Annotated in this window: 21 protein-coding genes and 1 tRNA gene; 19 read left to right on the forward strand and 3 right to left on the reverse strand. The window is 70.5% G+C overall.

Going from position 1 to position 17,018, the window contains the following annotated elements; genetic code table 11:
• Positions 1 to 84: 84 nt before the first annotated feature.
• The 4 genes from ABZ855_RS00005 (at position 85) to ABZ855_RS00020 (ending at position 1,919) form a co-directional block, all read left to right on the forward strand.
• Positions 85 to 429, forward strand: a complete 345-nt coding sequence (locus ABZ855_RS00005; protein ID WP_360798328.1) for a hypothetical protein — start codon at positions 85 to 87, stop codon at positions 427 to 429.
• 93 nt (positions 430 to 522) lie between these two features.
• Positions 523 to 654, forward strand: coding sequence for a hypothetical protein (locus ABZ855_RS00010; protein ID WP_360798331.1), 132 nt, complete (start codon positions 523 to 525; stop codon positions 652 to 654).
• A gap of 208 nt (positions 655 to 862) precedes the next feature.
• On the forward strand, positions 863 to 1,159 hold the full coding sequence (locus ABZ855_RS00015; RefSeq protein WP_006377352.1) for a type II toxin-antitoxin system VapB family antitoxin: 297 nt from the start codon (positions 863 to 865) through the stop codon (positions 1,157 to 1,159).
• 109 nt (positions 1,160 to 1,268) lie between these two features.
• Entirely contained in the window at positions 1,269 to 1,919 is a 651-nt protein-coding gene (locus ABZ855_RS00020) for a LytR C-terminal domain-containing protein (protein ID WP_360798335.1), read from the forward strand.
• Positions 1,920 to 2,006: 87 nt separating this feature from the next.
• Here the strand turns inward: ABZ855_RS00020 and upp are convergent, their stop codons facing one another.
• The gene (gene upp, locus ABZ855_RS00025) at positions 2,007 to 2,642 is read right to left on the reverse strand and encodes a uracil phosphoribosyltransferase (protein ID WP_319213283.1); all 636 of its coding nucleotides are present in this window, start codon (positions 2,640 to 2,642) and stop codon (positions 2,007 to 2,009) included.
• A 160-nt stretch (positions 2,643 to 2,802) separates the two neighbouring features.
• Between upp and ABZ855_RS00030 the strand changes: the two genes are divergently transcribed.
• From ABZ855_RS00030 to ABZ855_RS00070, 9 genes are all read left to right on the forward strand, one after another.
• Entirely contained in the window at positions 2,803 to 3,042 is a 240-nt protein-coding gene (locus tag ABZ855_RS00030; RefSeq protein ID WP_360798339.1) for a hypothetical protein, read from the forward strand.
• A 262-nt stretch (positions 3,043 to 3,304) separates the two neighbouring features.
• Positions 3,305 to 3,856, forward strand: coding sequence for a hypothetical protein (locus ABZ855_RS00035; protein WP_360798342.1), 552 nt, complete (start codon positions 3,305 to 3,307; stop codon positions 3,854 to 3,856).
• A 92-nt stretch (positions 3,857 to 3,948) separates the two neighbouring features.
• Complete coding sequence (tadA, locus tag ABZ855_RS00040) at positions 3,949 to 4,383, forward strand: tRNA adenosine(34) deaminase TadA (protein WP_360798345.1); 435 nt, start codon at positions 3,949 to 3,951, stop codon at positions 4,381 to 4,383.
• A 117-nt stretch (positions 4,384 to 4,500) separates the two neighbouring features.
• Positions 4,501 to 4,585 (forward strand) — tRNA-Ser (locus ABZ855_RS00045).
• 101 nt (positions 4,586 to 4,686) lie between these two features.
• On the forward strand, positions 4,687 to 4,863 hold the full coding sequence (locus tag ABZ855_RS00050; RefSeq protein WP_360798348.1) for a hypothetical protein: 177 nt from the start codon (positions 4,687 to 4,689) through the stop codon (positions 4,861 to 4,863).
• 31 nt (positions 4,864 to 4,894) lie between these two features.
• A complete protein-coding gene (locus ABZ855_RS00055; protein ID WP_360798351.1) occupies positions 4,895 to 5,188 on the forward strand; it encodes a Dabb family protein in 294 nt (97 codons plus the stop codon).
• 150 nt (positions 5,189 to 5,338) lie between these two features.
• On the forward strand, positions 5,339 to 6,271 hold the full coding sequence (locus ABZ855_RS00060; protein ID WP_360799236.1) for an RNA polymerase sigma factor SigF: 933 nt from the start codon (positions 5,339 to 5,341) through the stop codon (positions 6,269 to 6,271).
• A 330-nt stretch (positions 6,272 to 6,601) separates the two neighbouring features.
• Positions 6,602 to 7,519: an RNA polymerase sigma factor SigF gene (locus tag ABZ855_RS00065; protein WP_319213278.1), complete on the forward strand. Its 918-nt coding sequence runs from the start codon at positions 6,602 to 6,604 to the stop codon at positions 7,517 to 7,519.
• Positions 7,520 to 8,107: 588 nt separating this feature from the next.
• Complete coding sequence (locus tag ABZ855_RS00070; protein WP_360798355.1) at positions 8,108 to 8,407, forward strand: hypothetical protein; 300 nt, start codon at positions 8,108 to 8,110, stop codon at positions 8,405 to 8,407.
• Here ABZ855_RS00070 and ABZ855_RS00075 read toward each other — a convergent pair.
• Complete coding sequence (locus ABZ855_RS00075) at positions 8,397 to 9,305, reverse strand: endonuclease/exonuclease/phosphatase family protein (RefSeq protein ID WP_360799239.1); 909 nt, start codon at positions 9,303 to 9,305, stop codon at positions 8,397 to 8,399. The genes ABZ855_RS00070 and ABZ855_RS00075 overlap by 11 nt on opposite strands.
• 992 nt (positions 9,306 to 10,297) lie before the next feature.
• Between ABZ855_RS00075 and ABZ855_RS00080 the strand changes: the two genes are divergently transcribed.
• Together ABZ855_RS00080 and ABZ855_RS00085 are read left to right on the forward strand one after the other, a co-directional pair.
• On the forward strand, positions 10,298 to 10,993 hold the full coding sequence (locus ABZ855_RS00080) for a response regulator transcription factor (protein ID WP_360798358.1): 696 nt from the start codon (positions 10,298 to 10,300) through the stop codon (positions 10,991 to 10,993).
• Between the two features lie 10 nt (positions 10,994 to 11,003).
• Positions 11,004 to 12,107 carry a HAMP domain-containing sensor histidine kinase gene (locus ABZ855_RS00085; protein WP_360798361.1) on the forward strand — a complete coding sequence of 368 codons (1,104 nt, stop codon included), beginning with the start codon at positions 11,004 to 11,006 and terminating at the stop codon, positions 12,105 to 12,107.
• A 140-nt stretch (positions 12,108 to 12,247) separates the two neighbouring features.
• Here ABZ855_RS00085 and ABZ855_RS00090 read toward each other — a convergent pair whose 3' ends face one another.
• Positions 12,248 to 12,448, reverse strand: a complete 201-nt coding sequence (locus tag ABZ855_RS00090) for a hypothetical protein (RefSeq protein ID WP_319213274.1) — start codon at positions 12,446 to 12,448, stop codon at positions 12,248 to 12,250.
• Between the two features lie 204 nt (positions 12,449 to 12,652).
• Between ABZ855_RS00090 and ABZ855_RS00095 the strand changes: the two genes are divergently transcribed.
• From ABZ855_RS00095 to ABZ855_RS00110, 4 genes are read left to right on the forward strand one after another with little or no spacing between them, the layout of a single operon-like run.
• Positions 12,653 to 13,090 (forward strand): MarR family transcriptional regulator, encoded by a 438-nt coding sequence (locus tag ABZ855_RS00095; RefSeq protein WP_360798366.1) that lies wholly within the window; start codon positions 12,653 to 12,655, stop codon positions 13,088 to 13,090.
• Between the two features lie 27 nt (positions 13,091 to 13,117).
• Positions 13,118 to 15,625, forward strand: coding sequence for an MFS transporter (locus ABZ855_RS00100; protein WP_360798369.1), 2,508 nt, complete (start codon positions 13,118 to 13,120; stop codon positions 15,623 to 15,625).
• A gap of 14 nt (positions 15,626 to 15,639) precedes the next feature.
• Complete coding sequence (locus ABZ855_RS00105) at positions 15,640 to 16,509, forward strand: YceI family protein (RefSeq protein ID WP_360799242.1); 870 nt, start codon at positions 15,640 to 15,642, stop codon at positions 16,507 to 16,509.
• Positions 16,510 to 16,518: 9 nt separating this feature from the next.
• Positions 16,519 to 16,986 carry a PPOX class F420-dependent oxidoreductase gene (locus ABZ855_RS00110; protein ID WP_360798372.1) on the forward strand — a complete coding sequence of 156 codons (468 nt, stop codon included), beginning with the start codon at positions 16,519 to 16,521 and terminating at the stop codon, positions 16,984 to 16,986.
• The last annotated feature ends 32 nt before the right edge of the window (positions 16,987 to 17,018 follow it).

A 17,018-nucleotide genomic window follows, 5' to 3' on the forward strand; every position in this document is an offset into this window, starting at 1 on the left:
GGCGCCGGCCCGACGATGGGCCGAGCGGGCGTATCTCTGCCCGGGATGAACTGCCCCGTGCGTGTCGCGGGGAGATGACTCCCCATGAGCCCCGCCGCCCGCGCCCCGTACGCCTCGTGCGTCGTGCGTCGGGGTGTCTGGCTCCGGGTGCTGGTCCTGTTGCTGGCCCTGTTCCTGCCGGGAACCGCGGCGCACTGCGCTGCGGCCGAGTCGGTCGTCTCTGGTGCCGCGGCCGCCGAGCACGACGTCCTCGACACAGCCCTGCGCCTGCCGGGCCGCTCCGGCCACCGTCCCGTCGTACCCCTGCGGCCCGTGCCCCGGCCGCCGCTGTCCGCGCGGCACCCCGCGACGACGGCGGCTCACCCGCTCCCCGTACAGCCGCCGCGGCCCGAGCCGCGCATCCCTCGCTCGGTGGTCCTGCGCTGCTGACGGGACCGGCCCGCCCGGTCCATCCGTCAGTACGTCCAGTACGTCCAGTACGTCCAGTACGTCCAGTACGCCACACGAAACAGGGAACCCGACATGGCGATCGACCCCTACGCGGTCCTGCGCGCCCTGCTGCGCGCCGAGGCCGCACGCAACGCGTCGAAACCGCAAGTATCCCAGGCAAAGGAAACCGAGCAGCAGCGACCCCCGCAGGAGCCGGGCCGCTGACCGACAGCGGAGGCGGGGCTCCCGGGTGACTGTGGAGCTACCGCCTCCGCCGTGCGTACCGAAGGCGCGTTTGCCGGTGGCAAGCCGATCTCGGGGTCGCCCAAGTCGGGCACCTCTTCCCGTTTGCCCTGCTTTGGCGCATCTTTTCCGGCGCCGCACTCCGTCTCCATGGCTGCGCCCGGAACGTCTGGACCGGTAGGCTTTCCGTGTGATCTTCAAGCGCATCGGAAACGGCCGGCCGTACCCCGACCACGGCCGGGAAAGCACCCGGCAGTGGGCGGACGTCGCGCCACGCCCGGTCCGCCTCGATCAGCTCGTGACGACCAAGGGCCAGCTCGACCTGGAAACCCTGCTCGCCGAGGACTCGACGTTCTACGGCGACCTCTTCGCGCATGTCGTGAAGTGGCAGGGCGACCTGTATCTGGAGGACGGTCTGCACCGCGCTGTCCGGGCGGCCCTCCAGCAACGGCAGGTACTGCACGCCCGCGTCCTCGAGATGGACTGACGGCCGACCTCGCCGTCCCACGACGCTTATTGGCCCTTTCGGGTAGGACTGCGGCCGGGTCAATGATCATTTAGTAGGCATCACCGCCCGGGCGCACTACGCTGCGCCCATGAGCATGCTGACTCCCCCCGGAATGGGCGGCCAGTACCGCATCACGGGGGACAAGTACCCGCGGATGCGCCGACCCCGGGGGCGCCGCAGGTTCGTGCTCGGACTCGTGGCCTCCGTCGCCGCCCTCGGCCTGATCGGCTGGGGCACCCTGCAGCTCATCGACGTCTTCACCGGCGGCGGCAGCAAGGCCACGGCCGCGGGACCCAGGACGGACTGCGCGACCAAGGTGAGCCCCTCGCCCACGGCGACGAAGGCGTCCACAGCGCTGCCCAAGCCGGGCCAGATCACCGTCAACGTCCTGAACGCCACGCCACGCAGCGGCCTCGCAAAGCAGGCCGCCGACGAACTGCGGAAGCGCGGCTTCCGCATCGGTGACGTCGGCAACGCGCCCAAGGACTACGACAAGAAGATCCCCGGAACCGGTGTGGTGCTCGGCGCGAAGTCGGCCACCGAGGCCGCCCTGCCCGTGCTCGGCACTCAGCTCGCCGGCGCCGAGGTGAAGACCGACACGCGCCGCTCGGCCACCGAGGTCGACCTGCTCATCGGCACCACGTACACGGCCCTCACCAACAAGAAGGACGCCGACCAGGCCCTGGCCGCACTGGCCGGTCCCGCGCCGGCGCCCTCCAGCAGCCCGAAGAGCTGCTGAGCCCCGTACTTCGTACTCCCGTACTCCGTACTCCGTAATCCCGTACTCCCGTACACCTGCCCCTGGCTGGGGGCGGGCGTACGGGTGTTACTCGGCCGCGCCGTACAGCCTGTCGCCCGCGTCGCCGAGGCCCGGGACGATGTAGCCGTGCTCGTTCAGGCGCTCGTCGACCGAGGCCGTCACGACCGTCACCGGGGTGCCCGCCAGCTCGCGTTCCATGATCTCGACGCCCTCCGGGGCGGCGAGCAGGACAACGGCCGTCACATCGTCGGCGCCGCGCTTGATCAGCTCCTGGATCGCCGCGACCAGGGTGCCGCCGGTGGCGAGCATCGGGTCGAGGACGTACACCTGGCGCCCGGAGAGGTCCTCCGGCATACGGGTCGCGTACGTCGACGCCTGGAGCGTCTCCTCGTCGCGCACCATGCCCATGAAGCCCACCTCGGCGGTCGGCAGCAGCCGGACCATGCCGTCCAGCATGCCGAGACCGGCCCGCAGGATCGGCACCACCAGCGGACGCGGGTGGGACAGCTTGACGCCCGTGGTCGCGGCGACCGGGGTCGTGATGTCGACCTGTTCGGTACGCACGTCGCGCGTGGCCTCATAGGCGAGCAGGGTGACCAGTTCGTCGGCCAGCCGGCGGAAGGTCGCGGAGTCGGTGCGCTGGTCGCGCAGCGTGGTGAGCTTGTGGGCGACCAGAGGGTGGTCGACGACGTGGAGACGCATGGTCCTAACAGTAGCCGTGGTCCGGTACAGCGGCCCTGCTCCCCCGTACAGCGGCTGCGCTTCCCCGTACAGCGGCTTCGCTCCCACCTCACCCTTCCGGTGGCATCAAACCGCCCGGCGGAGGGAAGGTGGGAGGGACGCACCGACTGGGGGTGTCGCCATGTCCGACCGTGAACGCGCCCGTGAACGCGCCCGTGAAGCCGAGAAAGAACGGAAACGGGACCTGGAGCGGGAACAGGACCAGAGGGCGTCGGAGACCGAGGCCGAGCGGCGTCGGCGCCGGGCCGTCTTCCTGCGCGAGCTGACCGAGGCCCGCGAGTTGCGCGACCGTGTCCAGCCCCGCCGCGCCAAGACCGCCCGGCTCCGCCACGCCATGCGCATGCGTACGTTCCGCTGGTAGTGCGCGCGTTGAGGGGGTGGCCGTGCGAGGGCGGTACGGCGAGCCGGTTACGATCCGCTGGTGGCGGCAACGAGAGCGCTGCTGAAGGGCTCGACGGACAACCGATCAAAAGAGCCGGACACAGGGGGCCGAAGACGTCCCCTGAACGCTCCGTTTCTGCCACGATTCCGAGTGGATGGGGTCGGCGCACAGCATGCCCCGCCCACAACCTCCGCCGGGGGGACCCCCAACCGGCACGCCTAGGACCAGTGGGAGAGTCACGGTGTACTTCGCCGCACTGCTCGCGCGCACCGAAGACGGGTGGGAAGCGAGCGACACAGAGCTCGACGATGTGGAAACCCTGTCGGACCTGGCCGAACTGGCCCGTGAAGCCTCCCCCGAGGACGACACGGTGCTGGTGCTCATCGAACAGGAGGACGCCTGGTTCGGCGTCGTCCGGATCGACGGCGAGGACGACCCCCGGATCTACGTCTCGGACGCCGCCGCCGCTGCCCGTAGTTCGTACGGCGAGATCCTGCTCACGGCCGAGCTGCTCGGCCGCGATCCGGACGCCGACGAGCCAGATCTCGACGCCCTCGACCTCGACGGCACCGAGGACGGTGAGTCGGACTCCGATACGGACGCCGACTCCGACGACGACGAGGAGACCGGCGCCCCCGCCGACGCGGTGCCGCACGGCCCCGTGGGGGACGTGGAGATCCTCGACGACCTCGGCGTCGGCAAGAAGGAACTGAGCGCCCTGGACGCCGACGACGCGCTGGGCGCGATCGCCGAGGCCCTGGGAGCGTCGGAGGTCCTGGAGACGGTGCGCTGAGCCAGGAGGGCCCCGCCGACGAGGGGCTGACCGACAAGGGGCTGACCGACGAGGAGTCGCCCGACCCCGTACGGGATCCGTGGCGGGCCGCGATGCGGCTCGCCCTGGCCGAGGCCGGGCGGGCCCTGCCGGGCGGTGACGTCCCCGTCGGTGCCGTCGTGCTGGCCGCCGACGGTACGACGGTGCTCGCGACCGGGCACAACGAGCGCGAGGCGACGGGCGATCCGACCGCGCACGCGGAGGTCCTCGCGCTCCGGCGCGCGGCCGCTGAGCTCGGCGAGTGGCGGCTGTCCGGCTGCACGCTCGTCGTGACGCTGGAGCCCTGCACGATGTGCGCGGGCGCCCTCGTGCAGTCCCGGGTCGACCGGGTCGTCTACGGCGCCCGCGACGACAAGGCGGGCGCGGCCGGCTCCCTCTGGGACCTCGTACGCGACCGCCGCCTCAACCACCGCCCCGAGGTGATCGGCGGCGTCCTCGCGGACGACTGCGCCGGCCTCCTGACCACCTTCTTCCGCGACGGCCGCTGACGGATACCGACCGGATACCGACCGGATACCGACCGGACACCGACCGGATACCGACCGGACACCGATTCACGAATACTGATTTCGGAGCACGCCACACCTTGCTGTAAGGTCTCCCTCGGTAGCGTGTCCGAGCGGCCGAAGGAGCTCGCCTCGAAAGCGAGTGTGGCGCAAGTCACCGAGGGTTCAAATCCCTCCGCTACCGCTGTAGAAAGGCCTCGCCGGACGGCGGGGCCTTTCGTGCGACATCATGCGACATCAGTGGAGTCCGGTCGGGTCTGGAACGGGTCTGAGGGGGAGGCCGCCGTGGCGGTGAACGCGAAGAAGATAGCCGTCTACGCCCTCGTGGTGTTCGTGCTGTACGTGATCATCACGGACCCGAAGAAGGCCGCCGACTATGTCCAGATCGCGTTCGAAGGAGTCTCGAACGCAGCCAGTGCCATAGGCGACTTCATGACGTGGATCGCCGACGGCGCCAAGTAGCAGCCGCCCAAGCCACAGCCAGGGAGTACGTGTGATCCGCCATCTGGTCCTCTTCAAGCTCAACGAGGGCGTCCAGCGCGACGAACCCCGGGTCGTGGCCGGCGTCGAGGGCTTCCGTGCCCTGCCCGGCCAGATCGACGAACTCCGCTTCTGGGAGTGCGCCTGGAACATCACCGACCGCCCCATCGCCTACGACTTCGCGATCAACTCGGCGGTCGACGACACGGACGCCCTGAAGCGGTACCTGGATCACCCGGCCCACCAGGCCGCCGCCGCACCGTGGCGCGAGTTCGCCACGTGGGTGATCGCCGACTACGAATTCTGAGCCGTACGGCCACGCACGCAGGGTCCCGCACCGACAGGGTGCGGGACCTTTTCGCGTCCCGGACGTCAACTCGCCCTCAACACGGTGTTATGGGGTGCTTGCACACAGTGCACATGTCTTGTGATGCTATGACCGCTTTTGACGGATGAGTTGATCGATGAGTTGACCGATGAAGAGGTGGCGTTGACCGTGTCGGCCAGTACTGCGCCACCCCAGGAAGTCGTCGCCCAGGCCGTCGCCCAGGACCTCACCCAGGACGTCGTCGCCCAGGAAACCGCATCTCAGGAAGCCACTCCTCAGGAGCCCGCTCCACAGCGGAGTCGGGGCGCGGACACCCGGGCGCTCACCCAGGTGCTCTTCGGCCAGCTCAAGGTGCTGGAGCCGGGTACGCCGGAGCACAACCGCGTACGGGGGGCGCTCATCGAAGCGAATCTCCCGCTCGTGCGCTACGCGGCCGCCCGTTTCCGCTCCCGCAACGAGCCGATGGAGGACGTCGTCCAGGTCGGCACCATCGGTCTGATCAACGCCATCGACCGGTTCGACCCCGACCGGGGCGTGCAGTTCCCCACGTTCGCCATGCCGACCGTCATCGGCGAGATCAAGCGGTACTTCCGGGACAACGTCCGCACGGTCCACGTACCGCGCCGGCTGCACGAGTTGTGGGTCCAGGTCAACGGCGCGACGGAGGACCTGACGACGGCGTTCGGGCGTGTTCCGACGACCGCCGAGATCGCCGAGCGACTGCGCATCAGCGAAGAGGACGTGCTGTCCTGCATCGAGGCCGGCCGGTCGTACCACGCGACCTCACTGGAGGCCGCCCAGGAGGGCGACGGGCTTCCCGGCCTGGTGGACCGCCTCGGCTACGAGGACCCGGCGCTGGACGGGGTCGAGCACCGCGACCTGGTCCGGCACCTCTTGGTCCAACTCCCGGAACGCGAACAGCGCATCCTGTTGCTGCGTTACTACAGCAATCTCACCCAGTCGCAGATCAGCGCGGAACTGGGCGTCTCCCAGATGCACGTGTCCCGGCTGCTGGCCCGCAGCTTCGCCCGTCTGCGCTCGGCGAACCGGGTCGAGGCATAGGGCGTAGGGCGCGGCCCGAAGCGCGGCCCGAAGCGCGGCCCGGGGCATCGCGTCGGGCGTATCCGGATACAGGATCGAGTCGTCACCCGTGAGAGCGAATCGCTCACACGCGTACTTCCCTGTATTTCTGGGCTGAAAAACCGTCACACCCCCTTTTTCCAGGGCGGATTCGCGTCCCACATGTCGACATGTCACTACAGCGTGTTGCCGACATGTGACATTCTGCCGGAAGAGCGTTTGCCGTGGCTTCGGCTCCGGTATTCAGGTGAAGGCTGCGTTCCTCGGATCGGGAACGACCGCCGCGACCGTCCGCGACCCAAAGGGGGTGGCATGTCCGCAGACCAGGGCAGCTCGAAGGTGCTCACGCTCACCAAGAGCGAGTCGGCGCCCGCCGAGCTTCACGACGTCCCGGCCCTCGTAGTGGAGGTCGAGGCAGAGGCAGCCCCGGCCGTCCAGGCCCTCCCGGCCGCTCCGCCGGCCACGGGGTCCATCGACACCCGCACCCTGTCTCGTTCCCTGTTCCTGCGGCTCGCCGCCCTCGACGAGAACAGCCCCGAGCGTGCGTACGTCCGGGACACCCTCATCGAGCTGAACCTCCCCCTCGTCCGGTACGCGGCGGCCCGCTTCCGCTCCCGCAACGAGCCGATGGAGGACATCGTCCAGGTCGGCACGATCGGCCTGATCAAGGCGATCGACCGCTTCGACTGCGAACGGGGCGTCGAGTTCCCGACGTTCGCGATGCCGACGGTCGTGGGCGAGATCAAGCGGTTCTTCCGCGACACGTCGTGGTCCGTCCGCGTCCCGCGCCGGCTCCAGGAGCTGCGCCTGGCCCTCACCAAGGCCAGCGACGAACTCGCGCAGAAGCTGGACCGCTCCCCGACGGTCGCCGAACTCGCCGTGGTCCTGGGCGTGTCCGAGGAGGACGTCGTCGACGGCCTCGCGGTCGGCAACGCGTACACGGCCTCGTCCCTGGACTCCCCGGCCCCGGAGGACGACGGCGGCGAGGGCTCCCTGGCGGACCGCCTCGGCTACGAGGACACGGCGCTGGAGGGCGTGGAGTACCGCGAGTCCCTCAAGCCGCTGCTGGCCAAACTCCCGCCGCGCGAGCGCCGGATCATCATGCTGCGCTTCTTCGCCAACATGACCCAGTCACAGATCGGCGAGGAGGTCGGCATCTCCCAGATGCACGTGTCACGTCTCCTGACCCGGACCCTCTCCCAGCTCCGCGAGGGCCTGATCTCCGACTGAGCCAACTGGACTGTGAGGGTTCACTTCTGACGGAGCATCAACGACGATGTCGCGATGCTTCGACAGCTGCGCACGACGCACGCGACGCATGACCGCCGGGGCGCCATCGCCCTCACCACCTCGGCGGCCGTGGTGACCTGCGCCCTGGCAGGGGCACTGGCCGCGTGCGGAGGCGGTGGCCCCGACGAGGGTTACGTCGCGGTCGAGCGACCGGCGACCGGCGGCACGGCGATCGCTCCCACCGGGGAGGTGACGTTCGTACCGCTGGAGGGAATTCCGGCGCCCGAATCGCCTGCCGGGCAGGGGAGTCGGGCGCGCACCTCGCCAACTGAGGTCGAGTCGGCAGTCGTTCCTGGCGCCAGTCTCAACTTGCCGGGCAACGGCGCGCATTCGGCTTCTACGACACCTGCGGGCATGGGGGCCAGCACTGGCACGGGTGCGGGGGTGCCCGCCACGACGCCGGCCCCTTTACCGGTCCCGGTCCCTGTCCCTACCCCCGTACCTGAACCGACTTTGTCCTCGGCACCCGTACCGGCCCCGTCGGGGTCGTCCCCGCCCCCCTCCGGTCCCGCGCGGCTGGTCGTGGGTGTGCCGGTACGCGAGGGCACCGATAAGCGCTGGTGCGAGAAGGTGACGCTCGCCCTGCACAACCCCGGTGCGTCGGCGGTGCGTTCGGGCACGGTGACCTTCGGGACGCATGTCATCGACCTGCTCGGCATCGACTGGGCGACGGTCGAGTCGAGGGTGCCGCTTGCCGCGCCGCTCGAGGCGGGAGCGCGCAGGGAGGACGCCTGGACGGTGTGCGTGGACGCGTGGCGGGTGCCCTGGGGGATGCGGGTGGAGACACGGGTCGTCGACGTGGAGTGGGAAGCCGGCGTCAGAAGCTGATTCCCGCGGCCACCGGCAGATGGTCGCTGCCGGTGGACGGCAGCACCCATGAGCTGTCCGGCTCCACACCGCGCACCAGGATCTGGTCGATCCGCGCCACCGGGAATTTCGCCGGCCAGGTGAAGCCGAAGCCGTCCCCGGCCGTGTCCTGGGCCGAGTGCAGCTTCGAGGTGAGGCCGGCGAGCGCGCGGTCGTCCGTGGTGCCGTTCAGGTCGCCGAGCAGCACGACCCGGTTGTTCCGCTCGGCGGCGAGGGCCCGGCCGAGCGCCTGTGCGTTTCTGTCCCGGGTGCCCGTCCAGAAACCGGATCGGGGGTTCACGCGTACGGATCCCAGGTGAGCCACGTAGACCGCGAGCGGGCCGTGGTCGGTGGCCACCGTGGTGCGCAGGGCCCGGTTGTCGGCCATCCTGACGTCGGTCGGCTTGGTGGCCGCCAGCGGCCCGTAGTCCGTCTCGATCTCGACCGGCCGGCTGTCCGACAGGGGGAGCTTGCTCCACAGGCCCACCGTGCCCTGGACGGTGCGGTACGGGTACGCCTTCGCCAGCTCCTTCTCGTACGTACCCGTGGCCTGGTCGTCCAGTTCCTCCAGTGCCAGCACGTCCGCGCCGGAGGCGGCGAGGTCGCGGGCGGTGCCGACCGGGTCCGGGTTGTCGGCGCTGACGTTGTGGCTGGCCAGGACGAGGTCGCTGCCCGCGTGGGACTTGTCGCCGAGCAGCGCGCCGAAGAGGCTCAGCCACACGATGACCGGCAACAACAGCGCGGCGACCGCGGAGGCGGAGCGGCGCAAGAACGCCCCGGCGAGCAGGAGAGGGATGAACACCCCGAACCACGGCAGGAAGGTCTCCGTGAGACTGCCGAGGTTCCCGACCCGGTTCGGGATGCTCGAGTGCAACATCATGAGCAGGCCCAGCAGTAACGCGGAGGCCACGAGCAACGGCCCACGCTTCCAGGGCTCGCGGCGGAATCCGAGGCGCAGCACCCGCCGGACGCCCACGCGCCAGGGCCCGGCACCGGGGCTGTTCCCGACGGCCGTCCGGGTGCCGGTGCCAGTCCTGGTGCCGGGGGCTGTACCCGTGCCGGGGGCTGTGCATGGGCCTGGGGTCGTACCCAGGCCGGGGGCTGTGCATGGGCCGGGGGCCGTACCCAGGCCGGGGGCTGTGCATGGGCCGGGGGCCGTACCCAGACCGGGGGCCGTACCCAGACCGGGGGCCGTACCCAGGCCGGGGGCCGTACCCAGGCCGCGGGCCGTACCCAGGCCGCGGGCCGTACCCAGGCCGCGGGCCGTACCCGGGCCAGGGGCCGCGCCCGAGGCTGTACCCGTGGCCGGGGCTGTACCCGGGCCAGTACCCATGTCGGTGACCGTGTCGGTAACCGTGCCGGCGCCAGCGCCCGTCTCAATGCCCGAACCGGCGGCCGCGCCCGTGTCATTGCCGGTGCCGTTCCCGGCGCTCGTGCAGGCACCGACGTCCGTCCCGGTGCCCGGGCCGGGGGCCGTGCGCGTGCCATTGCCGGTGCCGGTGGCTGTCCCGACGTCGGTAGCCGCGTTGGTGACTCCGGCGTCGTCCGCGCCCGACCCGGCGCCGGTGGCCGTGCCGATGGCCGTCCCGACGCTGGTGCCGATGGCCGTCCCAACACCGGTGACTGTGTTGGTGACCGTGCCCACCCCGGCGCCCGTGCCCGCGCCCGTGCCATTGCCGGTGCCGGCGCCTGCGCCTGCGCCTGCGCCGGTAGCCGACCCGGCGCCCGTGGCCGGCCGGCCGGGCTCCGCCCCGCCTGGGCCCGTGGTGATCTCTGTTCGAGTCATGTCGTCAGTCAAGGCGGCGCGGTGTTGTCGTCGCGTATGCGGTTTTCGATACACCGGCGATACGCGGCGGCTCGTAGCCTCGGAGTATGCGTGTGCTGATTGTCGAGGACGAACCCTATTTGGCGGAGGCCGTCCGGGACGGCCTCCGCCTCGAAGCGATCGCCGCCGACATCGCGTACGACGGCCGCACCGCTCTGGAGCTGCTGAGTGTCAACGCGTACGACATCGCCGTCCTCGACCGCGACATCCCCGGCCCCTCCGGTGACGAGGTCGCCAGGCGCATCGTCGCCTCCGGCAGCGGGATGCCGATCCTCATGCTCACCGCGGCGGACCGGCTCGACGACAAGGCCTCCGGCTTCGAGCTCGGCGCCGACGACTACCTCACGAAGCCGTTCGAACTCCGGGAACTGGTGCTCAGGCTCAGGGCGCTCGACCGCAGGCGCGCCCACAACAGGCCGCCCGTACGGGAGATCGCCGGGCTGCGGCTGGACCCGTTCCGCCGCGAGGTGTACCGGGACGGCCGCTATGTCGCGCTGACCAGGAAGCAGTTCGCCGTGCTCGAGGTCCTCGTCGCCGCCGAGGGCGGTGTCGTCAGCGCCGAGGAGCTGCTGGAGCGCGCGTGGGACGAGAACGCCGACCCGTTCACCAACGCCGTCCGCATCACCGTCTCCGCCCTGCGCAAACGGCTCGCCGAACCCTGGATCATCGCCACCCTGCCGGGCGTCGGCTACCGCATCGACGCGCAAGCAGAGTCAGGGCCGGGGGGAGTCGGGTGTGGGTAGGAGCCCCGGGATGAGCGTGCGCGTGAAACTCACCCTCACCTACGCCGGGTTCCTCATGCTGGCCGGTGCTCTGCTGCTCGCGGCCGTGTGGGTGTTCCTGCTGCGCTACGTCCCCGACCGAGCGACGCTCATCGTCCCCAACAACCTCTCCCCCGGCGGGGTCTTCCCCGTCCGGTCCAGCCTGCTGCGCCTGTTCGCCCCGCGTGCGGCCGCCGTACTGGCGTTCCTGCTGGTGTTCGGTCTCGTGGGGGGATGGCTCCTCGCCGGGCGGATGCTCGCCCCACTGGCCCGGATCACCGAGGCCACGCGCATGGCGGCGAACGGATCGCTTTCGCACCGCATCCGCCTGCCGGGCAGCAGGGACGAGTTCCGCGAACTCGCCGACGCCTTCGACACGATGCTCGCGCGGCTCGAAGCGCACGTCGGCGAACAGCAGAGGTTCGCGGCCAACGCCTCGCACGAGCTGCGCACCCCGCTGGCGGTCTCCAAGACCCTGCTCGACGTGGCCCGCACCGATCCGGACCATGACCCCGTCCAGGTCATCGACCGCCTCCACGCGGTCAACACCCGCGCGATCAACCTCACCGAGGCACTGCTGCTGCTCAGCCGCGCTCAGCAACGGTCCTTCACCCGAGAAGTCGTCGACCTGTCCCTCCTCGCGGAGGAAGCCACCGAGACGCTCCTGCCCCTCGCCGAGAAGCACGGCATCACCGTCGACACCCGGGGCGACATCGCCACCACGGCCGGCTCGCACGCGCTTCTGCTGCAGCTGACGACGAACCTCGTGCAGAACGCGATCCTCCACAACCTGCACGATTTGCCCGCCGAGGGCATGGTGTGGGTGGAGACCGCCGTACGGCGGGATCGCGTGGTCCTCACCGTCGAGAACACCGGCGAGAGCATCTCCGCGCAGCTCGCCCCGACACTCACCGAGCCGTTCCAGCGCGGCACCGAACGCGTGCGCACCGATCACGCGGGCGTCGGCCTCGGTCTGGCGATCGTCAAGTCCATCGCCCACGCGCACGACGGAACGCTCACCCTCGCACCGCGCGCGGCAGGCGGCCTGCGCGTGACTGTGGAACTGCCGGCGGTGTCCCCGCACACAGGCAGTTGAGGACCAGGGCCCGAGCTTCCACTCAGGGCCCCTCGACCCTCGGTTCCGCTTCGGCCGGTTCCAGCTTCAGCCTGGTTCCAACCTCAGCCGTTTCCAACTTCAGCCGGTTCCAACCTCAGCCGGTCCTACTTCAGCCGGTCCTACTTCAGCGCCAGCCAGGCCACCGCCGCGACGACCAGTACGGCGACGACCACGCCGACGATCAGGCCGATGCGGGGGCCCGCCGGAGCGGGGGCCTGGCGGCCGGTGCCGCCCTGCGGGGTCTCGTCGACGAATGCTCGGAACATCTGGGTGCTGCCCGCGGGGTCGTAGTTGCCCTCGGGGCCCTGGGTGTTGGCCATGGTGCGAGACCCTAGCGAACTCGCCGGGGCCCACCCAAGCTGGGCCCCTTTCCGCCCGCTCCGACCTGTGTGTTTACGTTCGCCAATGCTTGCCTTTGCCAACTTTTTAGCCCACCCCCCACCCGATTCATTTGCCTGTAGCAACCAATCTTTTCTATGGTTGCCCCAAGCAACGAATACGGTGACGCAGGGGCAGGGGGTGTGATGGCCGAGCAGGCGCAGTACGAGGAGCTGGTGCGTCAGTTCAGTGCCTTCGGTGCCGTGAAGCGGGAGATGGGGCGGATCATGCCGCCCGAGTGTCCCGGCGGTTCCGCCGCCGTGCTGCTGCTCCTCCTCCGGCACGGGGACATGCGGATGAGCCGGCTCGCCGAGCTGCTCGCCGTCGACATGTCCGTGACCAGCCGCCATGTCGCCCATGTCGCCGGACGCGGCTGGATCGAACGGCTCCCCGACCCCACCGACAAACGCTCCCGCATTCTGCGGCTGACCCCCGCCGGGCACGCGCAGATCGGCGAGCTGTCGCGGCGCTCCACCGAACTGCTCGCCCACCGGCTCTCCGACTGGAGCGACGAGGACGTCGGGCAACTGGTCCGGCTCATGGGCCGGCTCCGGGACAGCTTCAGCGCACAGCAAGCGCAGTGAAGAAGACGACGTAGACAAGGAAGTTCAATGGCAACGACCACACCGGCCGGTGTGCGAGCGGCTCACGCCAAGCACGGGGGAGGTGCCCACGGCTCGGCCGACGGCGCTCCGATGTCGCACCGGCAGATCATGGAAGCGCTCACCGGGCTGCTGCTCGGTATGTTCGTCGCGATCCTGTCGTCGACGATCGTCTCCAACGCCCTGCCCGACATCATCAAGGACCTGGGCGGCGGCCAGAGCGCCTACACCTGGGTCGTGACCGCGTCGCTGCTCGCGATGACCGCGTCCACCCCGCTGTGGGGCAAGCTCGCCGACCTCTTCTCCAAGAAGCTGCTGATCCAGTTCGCGCTCGTCATCTTCGTGCTGGGCTCGGCCGCCGCCGGCCTCTCGCAGAACGCGGGCATGCTCATCGGCTTCCGTGCCGTGCAGGGCATCGGCATGGGCGGTCTGTCGGCCCTCGCCCAGATCATCCTCGCGGCGATGATCTCCCCGCGTGAGCGCGGACGCTACAACGGCTACCTCGGCGCCACCTTCGCGACCGCGATGGTCGGCGGCCCGCTGATCGGCGGTGTCATCACCGACACCAGCTGGCTGGGCTGGCGCTGGTGCTTCTACGTCGGCGTGCCCTTCGCCGTCGTGGCCCTGATCGTGCTCCAGCGGACCCTGCACCTGCCCGTCGTGAAGCGCCGGGCGAAGGTCGACTGGACCGGCGCCTTCTTCATCACCGCGGCCGTCTGCCTGCTGCTGGTCTGGGTGACCTTCGCGGGCGACAAGTACGACTGGGTGTCCTGGCAGACGTACGCGATGATCGGCGGCACGGTCGCGCTGCTCGGCGTCTTCGTCCTCGTCGAGTCGAAGGCGAGCGAGCCGATCATCCCGCTGCGGCTCTTCCGCAACCGCACGATCACCCTCGCCTCCCTCGCCTCGCTGTTCGTCGGCGTCGCGATGTTCGCGGGCACCATCTTCTTCAGCCAGTACTTCCAGCTGGCCCGCGACAAGTCGCCGACCATGTCCGGCGTCATGACGATCCCGATGATCGGCGGCCTGTTCGTCTCCTCCACGGTCTCCGGCCAGGTCATCACCCGTACGGGACGCTGGAAGGCGTGGCTGCTCGCCGGTGGTGTGCTGGTGACGGCCGGTCTGGGTCTGCTGGGCACCCTGCGCCACGACACCCCCTACTGGCACGTCGCCGTCTTCATGGCGCTGCTGGGCCTCGGCGTCGGCATGATGATGCAGAACCTGGTGCTGTGCACCCAGAACCAGGTCTCCCCCTCCGATCTGGGTGTCGCCAGCTCGGTGGTCACCTTCTTCCGGTCCCTCGGCGGCGCGATCGGCGTCTCCGCGCTGGGCGCGGTCCTCAGTCACCGGATCACCGACCACCTCAAGGACGGCCTGGCCACCATCGACCCGAAGTACGCGTCGGCGCTGTCGGGTTCATCCTCCAACTCCATCCCCGACCTCGACGCGCTGCCCGCGCCGCTGCGCACGGTCATCGAGGGCGCGTACGGCCACGGCATCGGCGACGTCTTCCTCTACGCCGCCCCGGCCGCGCTGCTCGCCCTGATCTTCTCCCTCTTCATCAAGGAGGTCCCGCTGCGGACCAAGGGCGCGCTGGCACAGGCCGCGGAGGAGAAGCAGACCGCTCTCACTCCGGCCTCCCCCGTCACCGGGACCGCCCACGCCGCCGAGGCCGCAGGGACGGAGAAGGCGCCCGCCGCCGTCACCACGGTGAAGGCCGAGTCCGTCGAGGCCGCCGGTCGGCCCGCCGGTGCCGGGATTCCGGTACGCGGTCACGTGCGCGGTGCCGAGAGCGCGCCCGTTCCGCAGGCCGCCGTCACGCTGATCTCCCTCTCCGGACGTCAGCTGGGCCGCGCGGTCGCGCAGGGCGACGGCACCTACGCGCTGGACGCGCCCGGCACGGGCTCGTACGTCCTGATCGCCTCGGCGGACGGGTTCCAGCCGCAGGCCTCGACCGTCGTCGTGAACGGCGAGCCGGTCTCGTACGACATCCTGCTCAGCGGCACGAGCGGGCTCAGCGGGCTGGTACGGGGCTCCGAGACCGGGGTGCCCGTCAGGGACGCGATGGTGATAGTCACCGATGTGCGCGGGGATGTGCTGGCCACCGGGACGACCGGTGAGCAGGGCGAGTTCACGTTCGCCGAGCTGGTGCCGGGTGCCGTGACCGTCGCCGTCAACGCCCTCGGGTACCGGCCTCGGGCGCTGCCCGTCGAGGTCGGCGGCGCGGGAGTCACCCGGGTCGAGGTGGAACTGGCGTCCGGGGCGCAGGTCCAGGGTGTCGTACGGGCGCCGCAGGGGCCGCTCGGGGACGCGCGGGTCACGCTCGTCGACGCGGCGGGCAACGTGGTCGCCTCGGCCACGACCGGTACGGACGGGGCGTACGCCTTCACGGATCTGGACAGCGGCGACTACACCGTCATCGCCACCGGCTACCCGCCGAAGGCCACCGCTCTGACCGTCGCCGGGCGCGGCACCGACGACCACGACATCGAACTCGCCCACCCGGGCGGGGAGTAGCGGACATGACAGGCATGACCGAACAGCTGACAGTACAGACAGGACAGACAGGGCTGACAGGGCAGACGGGGCTTAGCGCGCGGGTTCGTACGCGGGACGGGTGGGCCGTGTCCCACGCGGTCGTCACGGTGACCGACGCGACCGGGCAGCAGGTGCTGCGGGCCGGGGCCGACGCGGACGGGGTCGTGCGTGACGCGACCCCGCTCGCGCCCGGCGCGTACACCGTGATCTTGACGGCCGTCGGGTACGCGCCCACCGCGTCCAGCGCCATTGTCACCGCGAGCCGGGGAACCGACGTCGGGACCGTCACCCTCGCGCGGCTGGGCGGCGGGGCCGAACTGCCGCCGCCGGGGCCGTGGACCGTCGACCCGGCCCACTCGTCCGTCGGGGCCGTCGCCCAGCACCTGGGCATCTCCAGCGTGCGCGGACGGTTCACCGAGTTCACCGCGACGATCGCGATCGCGCCGGACGAGGTCACCAACTCCCGCGTGGACGCGGTGATTTCGGCCGCCTCCATCGACACGGGAAACGCGACGCGGGACGAGCATCTGCGCTCACCCGACTTCCTCGACGTCGAACGATGCCCGGAGATCACGTTCCGCTCGACGGGCCTCACCCCGGCCGCCGGTCCCGACCGCTGGACCGTCCACGGCGAGCTGAGCATGCGCGGTGTCGTACGTCCGGTCGACCTCGACCTCGCCTACCTCGGCACCGGCACGGATCCCTCGGGCGCCGCGCGGGCCGCGTTCCGGGCGACCGCGGAACTGCGGCGCGAGGACTTCGCCATGGACTACAACCAGGTGGTGCGGGCGGGGATCGGGGCGATCGGTACGACGCTCAAGGTGGAGCTGGAGATCCAGGCTGTGCGGGGTGCGGGCCTCTAGGCTGCCCGTATGGCACCGAACATCGCTACGAATACCGCCGTGTCCCTGGCCGAGCTGCTCGACTTCGTACGGCCCCGCCACCGGGCGATCCTCCTCACCCGGCGCGCGGACGGATCCCCCCAGGCCTCGCCGCTGACCTGCGGGGTCGACAACTCGGGCCGGATCGTCGTGTCGACGTACCCCGAGCGCGCCAAGACGCGCAACGCCAAGCGGGACGAGCGGGTCAGCCTGCTCGTCCTGAGCGACGACTGGAACGGGCCCTGGGTCCAGGTCGACGGCACGGCCGAGGTCATCGACTCCCCGGACTCGGTCGAGCCGCTCGTGGAGTACTTCCGGAACATCTCCGGTGAACACCCGGACTGGGACGAGTACCGCGAGGCCATGGTCAAGCAGGGCAAGTCGATCATCCGGGTCACACCGGAGAGGTGGGGGCCGGTGGCGACGGGCGGTTTCCCGGCGCGCCTGGTGAGCGACTGAGCGAGGAGTCGCCCCAAAGGGGCGCGGGGAAC

This window comes from Streptomyces sp. NPDC047042, from assembly GCF_040644035.1.
GTDB lineage: Bacteria > Actinomycetota > Actinomycetes > Streptomycetales > Streptomycetaceae > Streptomyces.

What these genes read in the sequence shown, in the direction of transcription:
- ABZ855_RS00030 (WP_360798339.1), top strand. Translation starts at nt 2,803, where the DNA reads ATGTCCGACCGTGAACGCGCCCGTGAACGCGCCCGTGAAGCCGAGAAA.
- upp (WP_319213283.1), bottom strand. Translation starts at nt 2,642, where the DNA reads ATGCGTCTCCACGTCGTCGACCACCCTCTGGTCGCCCACAAGCTCACC.
- ABZ855_RS00005 (WP_360798328.1), top strand. Translation starts at nt 85, where the DNA reads ATGAGCCCCGCCGCCCGCGCCCCGTACGCCTCGTGCGTCGTGCGTCGG.
- ABZ855_RS00080 (WP_360798358.1), top strand. Translation starts at nt 10,298, where the DNA reads ATGCGTGTGCTGATTGTCGAGGACGAACCCTATTTGGCGGAGGCCGTC.
- tadA (WP_360798345.1), top strand. Translation starts at nt 3,949, where the DNA reads ATGCGGCTCGCCCTGGCCGAGGCCGGGCGGGCCCTGCCGGGCGGTGAC.
- ABZ855_RS00065 (WP_319213278.1), top strand. Translation starts at nt 6,602, where the DNA reads ATGTCCGCAGACCAGGGCAGCTCGAAGGTGCTCACGCTCACCAAGAGC.
- ABZ855_RS00085 (WP_360798361.1), top strand. Translation starts at nt 11,004, where the DNA reads ATGAGCGTGCGCGTGAAACTCACCCTCACCTACGCCGGGTTCCTCATG.
- ABZ855_RS00090 (WP_319213274.1), bottom strand. Translation starts at nt 12,448, where the DNA reads ATGGCCAACACCCAGGGCCCCGAGGGCAACTACGACCCCGCGGGCAGC.
- ABZ855_RS00095 (WP_360798366.1), top strand. Translation starts at nt 12,653, where the DNA reads ATGGCCGAGCAGGCGCAGTACGAGGAGCTGGTGCGTCAGTTCAGTGCC.
- ABZ855_RS00020 (WP_360798335.1), top strand. Translation starts at nt 1,269, where the DNA reads ATGAGCATGCTGACTCCCCCCGGAATGGGCGGCCAGTACCGCATCACG.
- ABZ855_RS00105 (WP_360799242.1), top strand. Translation starts at nt 15,640, where the DNA reads ATGACCGAACAGCTGACAGTACAGACAGGACAGACAGGGCTGACAGGG.
- ABZ855_RS00110 (WP_360798372.1), top strand. Translation starts at nt 16,519, where the DNA reads ATGGCACCGAACATCGCTACGAATACCGCCGTGTCCCTGGCCGAGCTG.
- ABZ855_RS00100 (WP_360798369.1), top strand. Translation starts at nt 13,118, where the DNA reads ATGGCAACGACCACACCGGCCGGTGTGCGAGCGGCTCACGCCAAGCAC.
- ABZ855_RS00075 (WP_360799239.1), bottom strand. Translation starts at nt 9,305, where the DNA reads ATGATGTTGCACTCGAGCATCCCGAACCGGGTCGGGAACCTCGGCAGT.
- ABZ855_RS00010 (WP_360798331.1), top strand. Translation starts at nt 523, where the DNA reads ATGGCGATCGACCCCTACGCGGTCCTGCGCGCCCTGCTGCGCGCCGAG.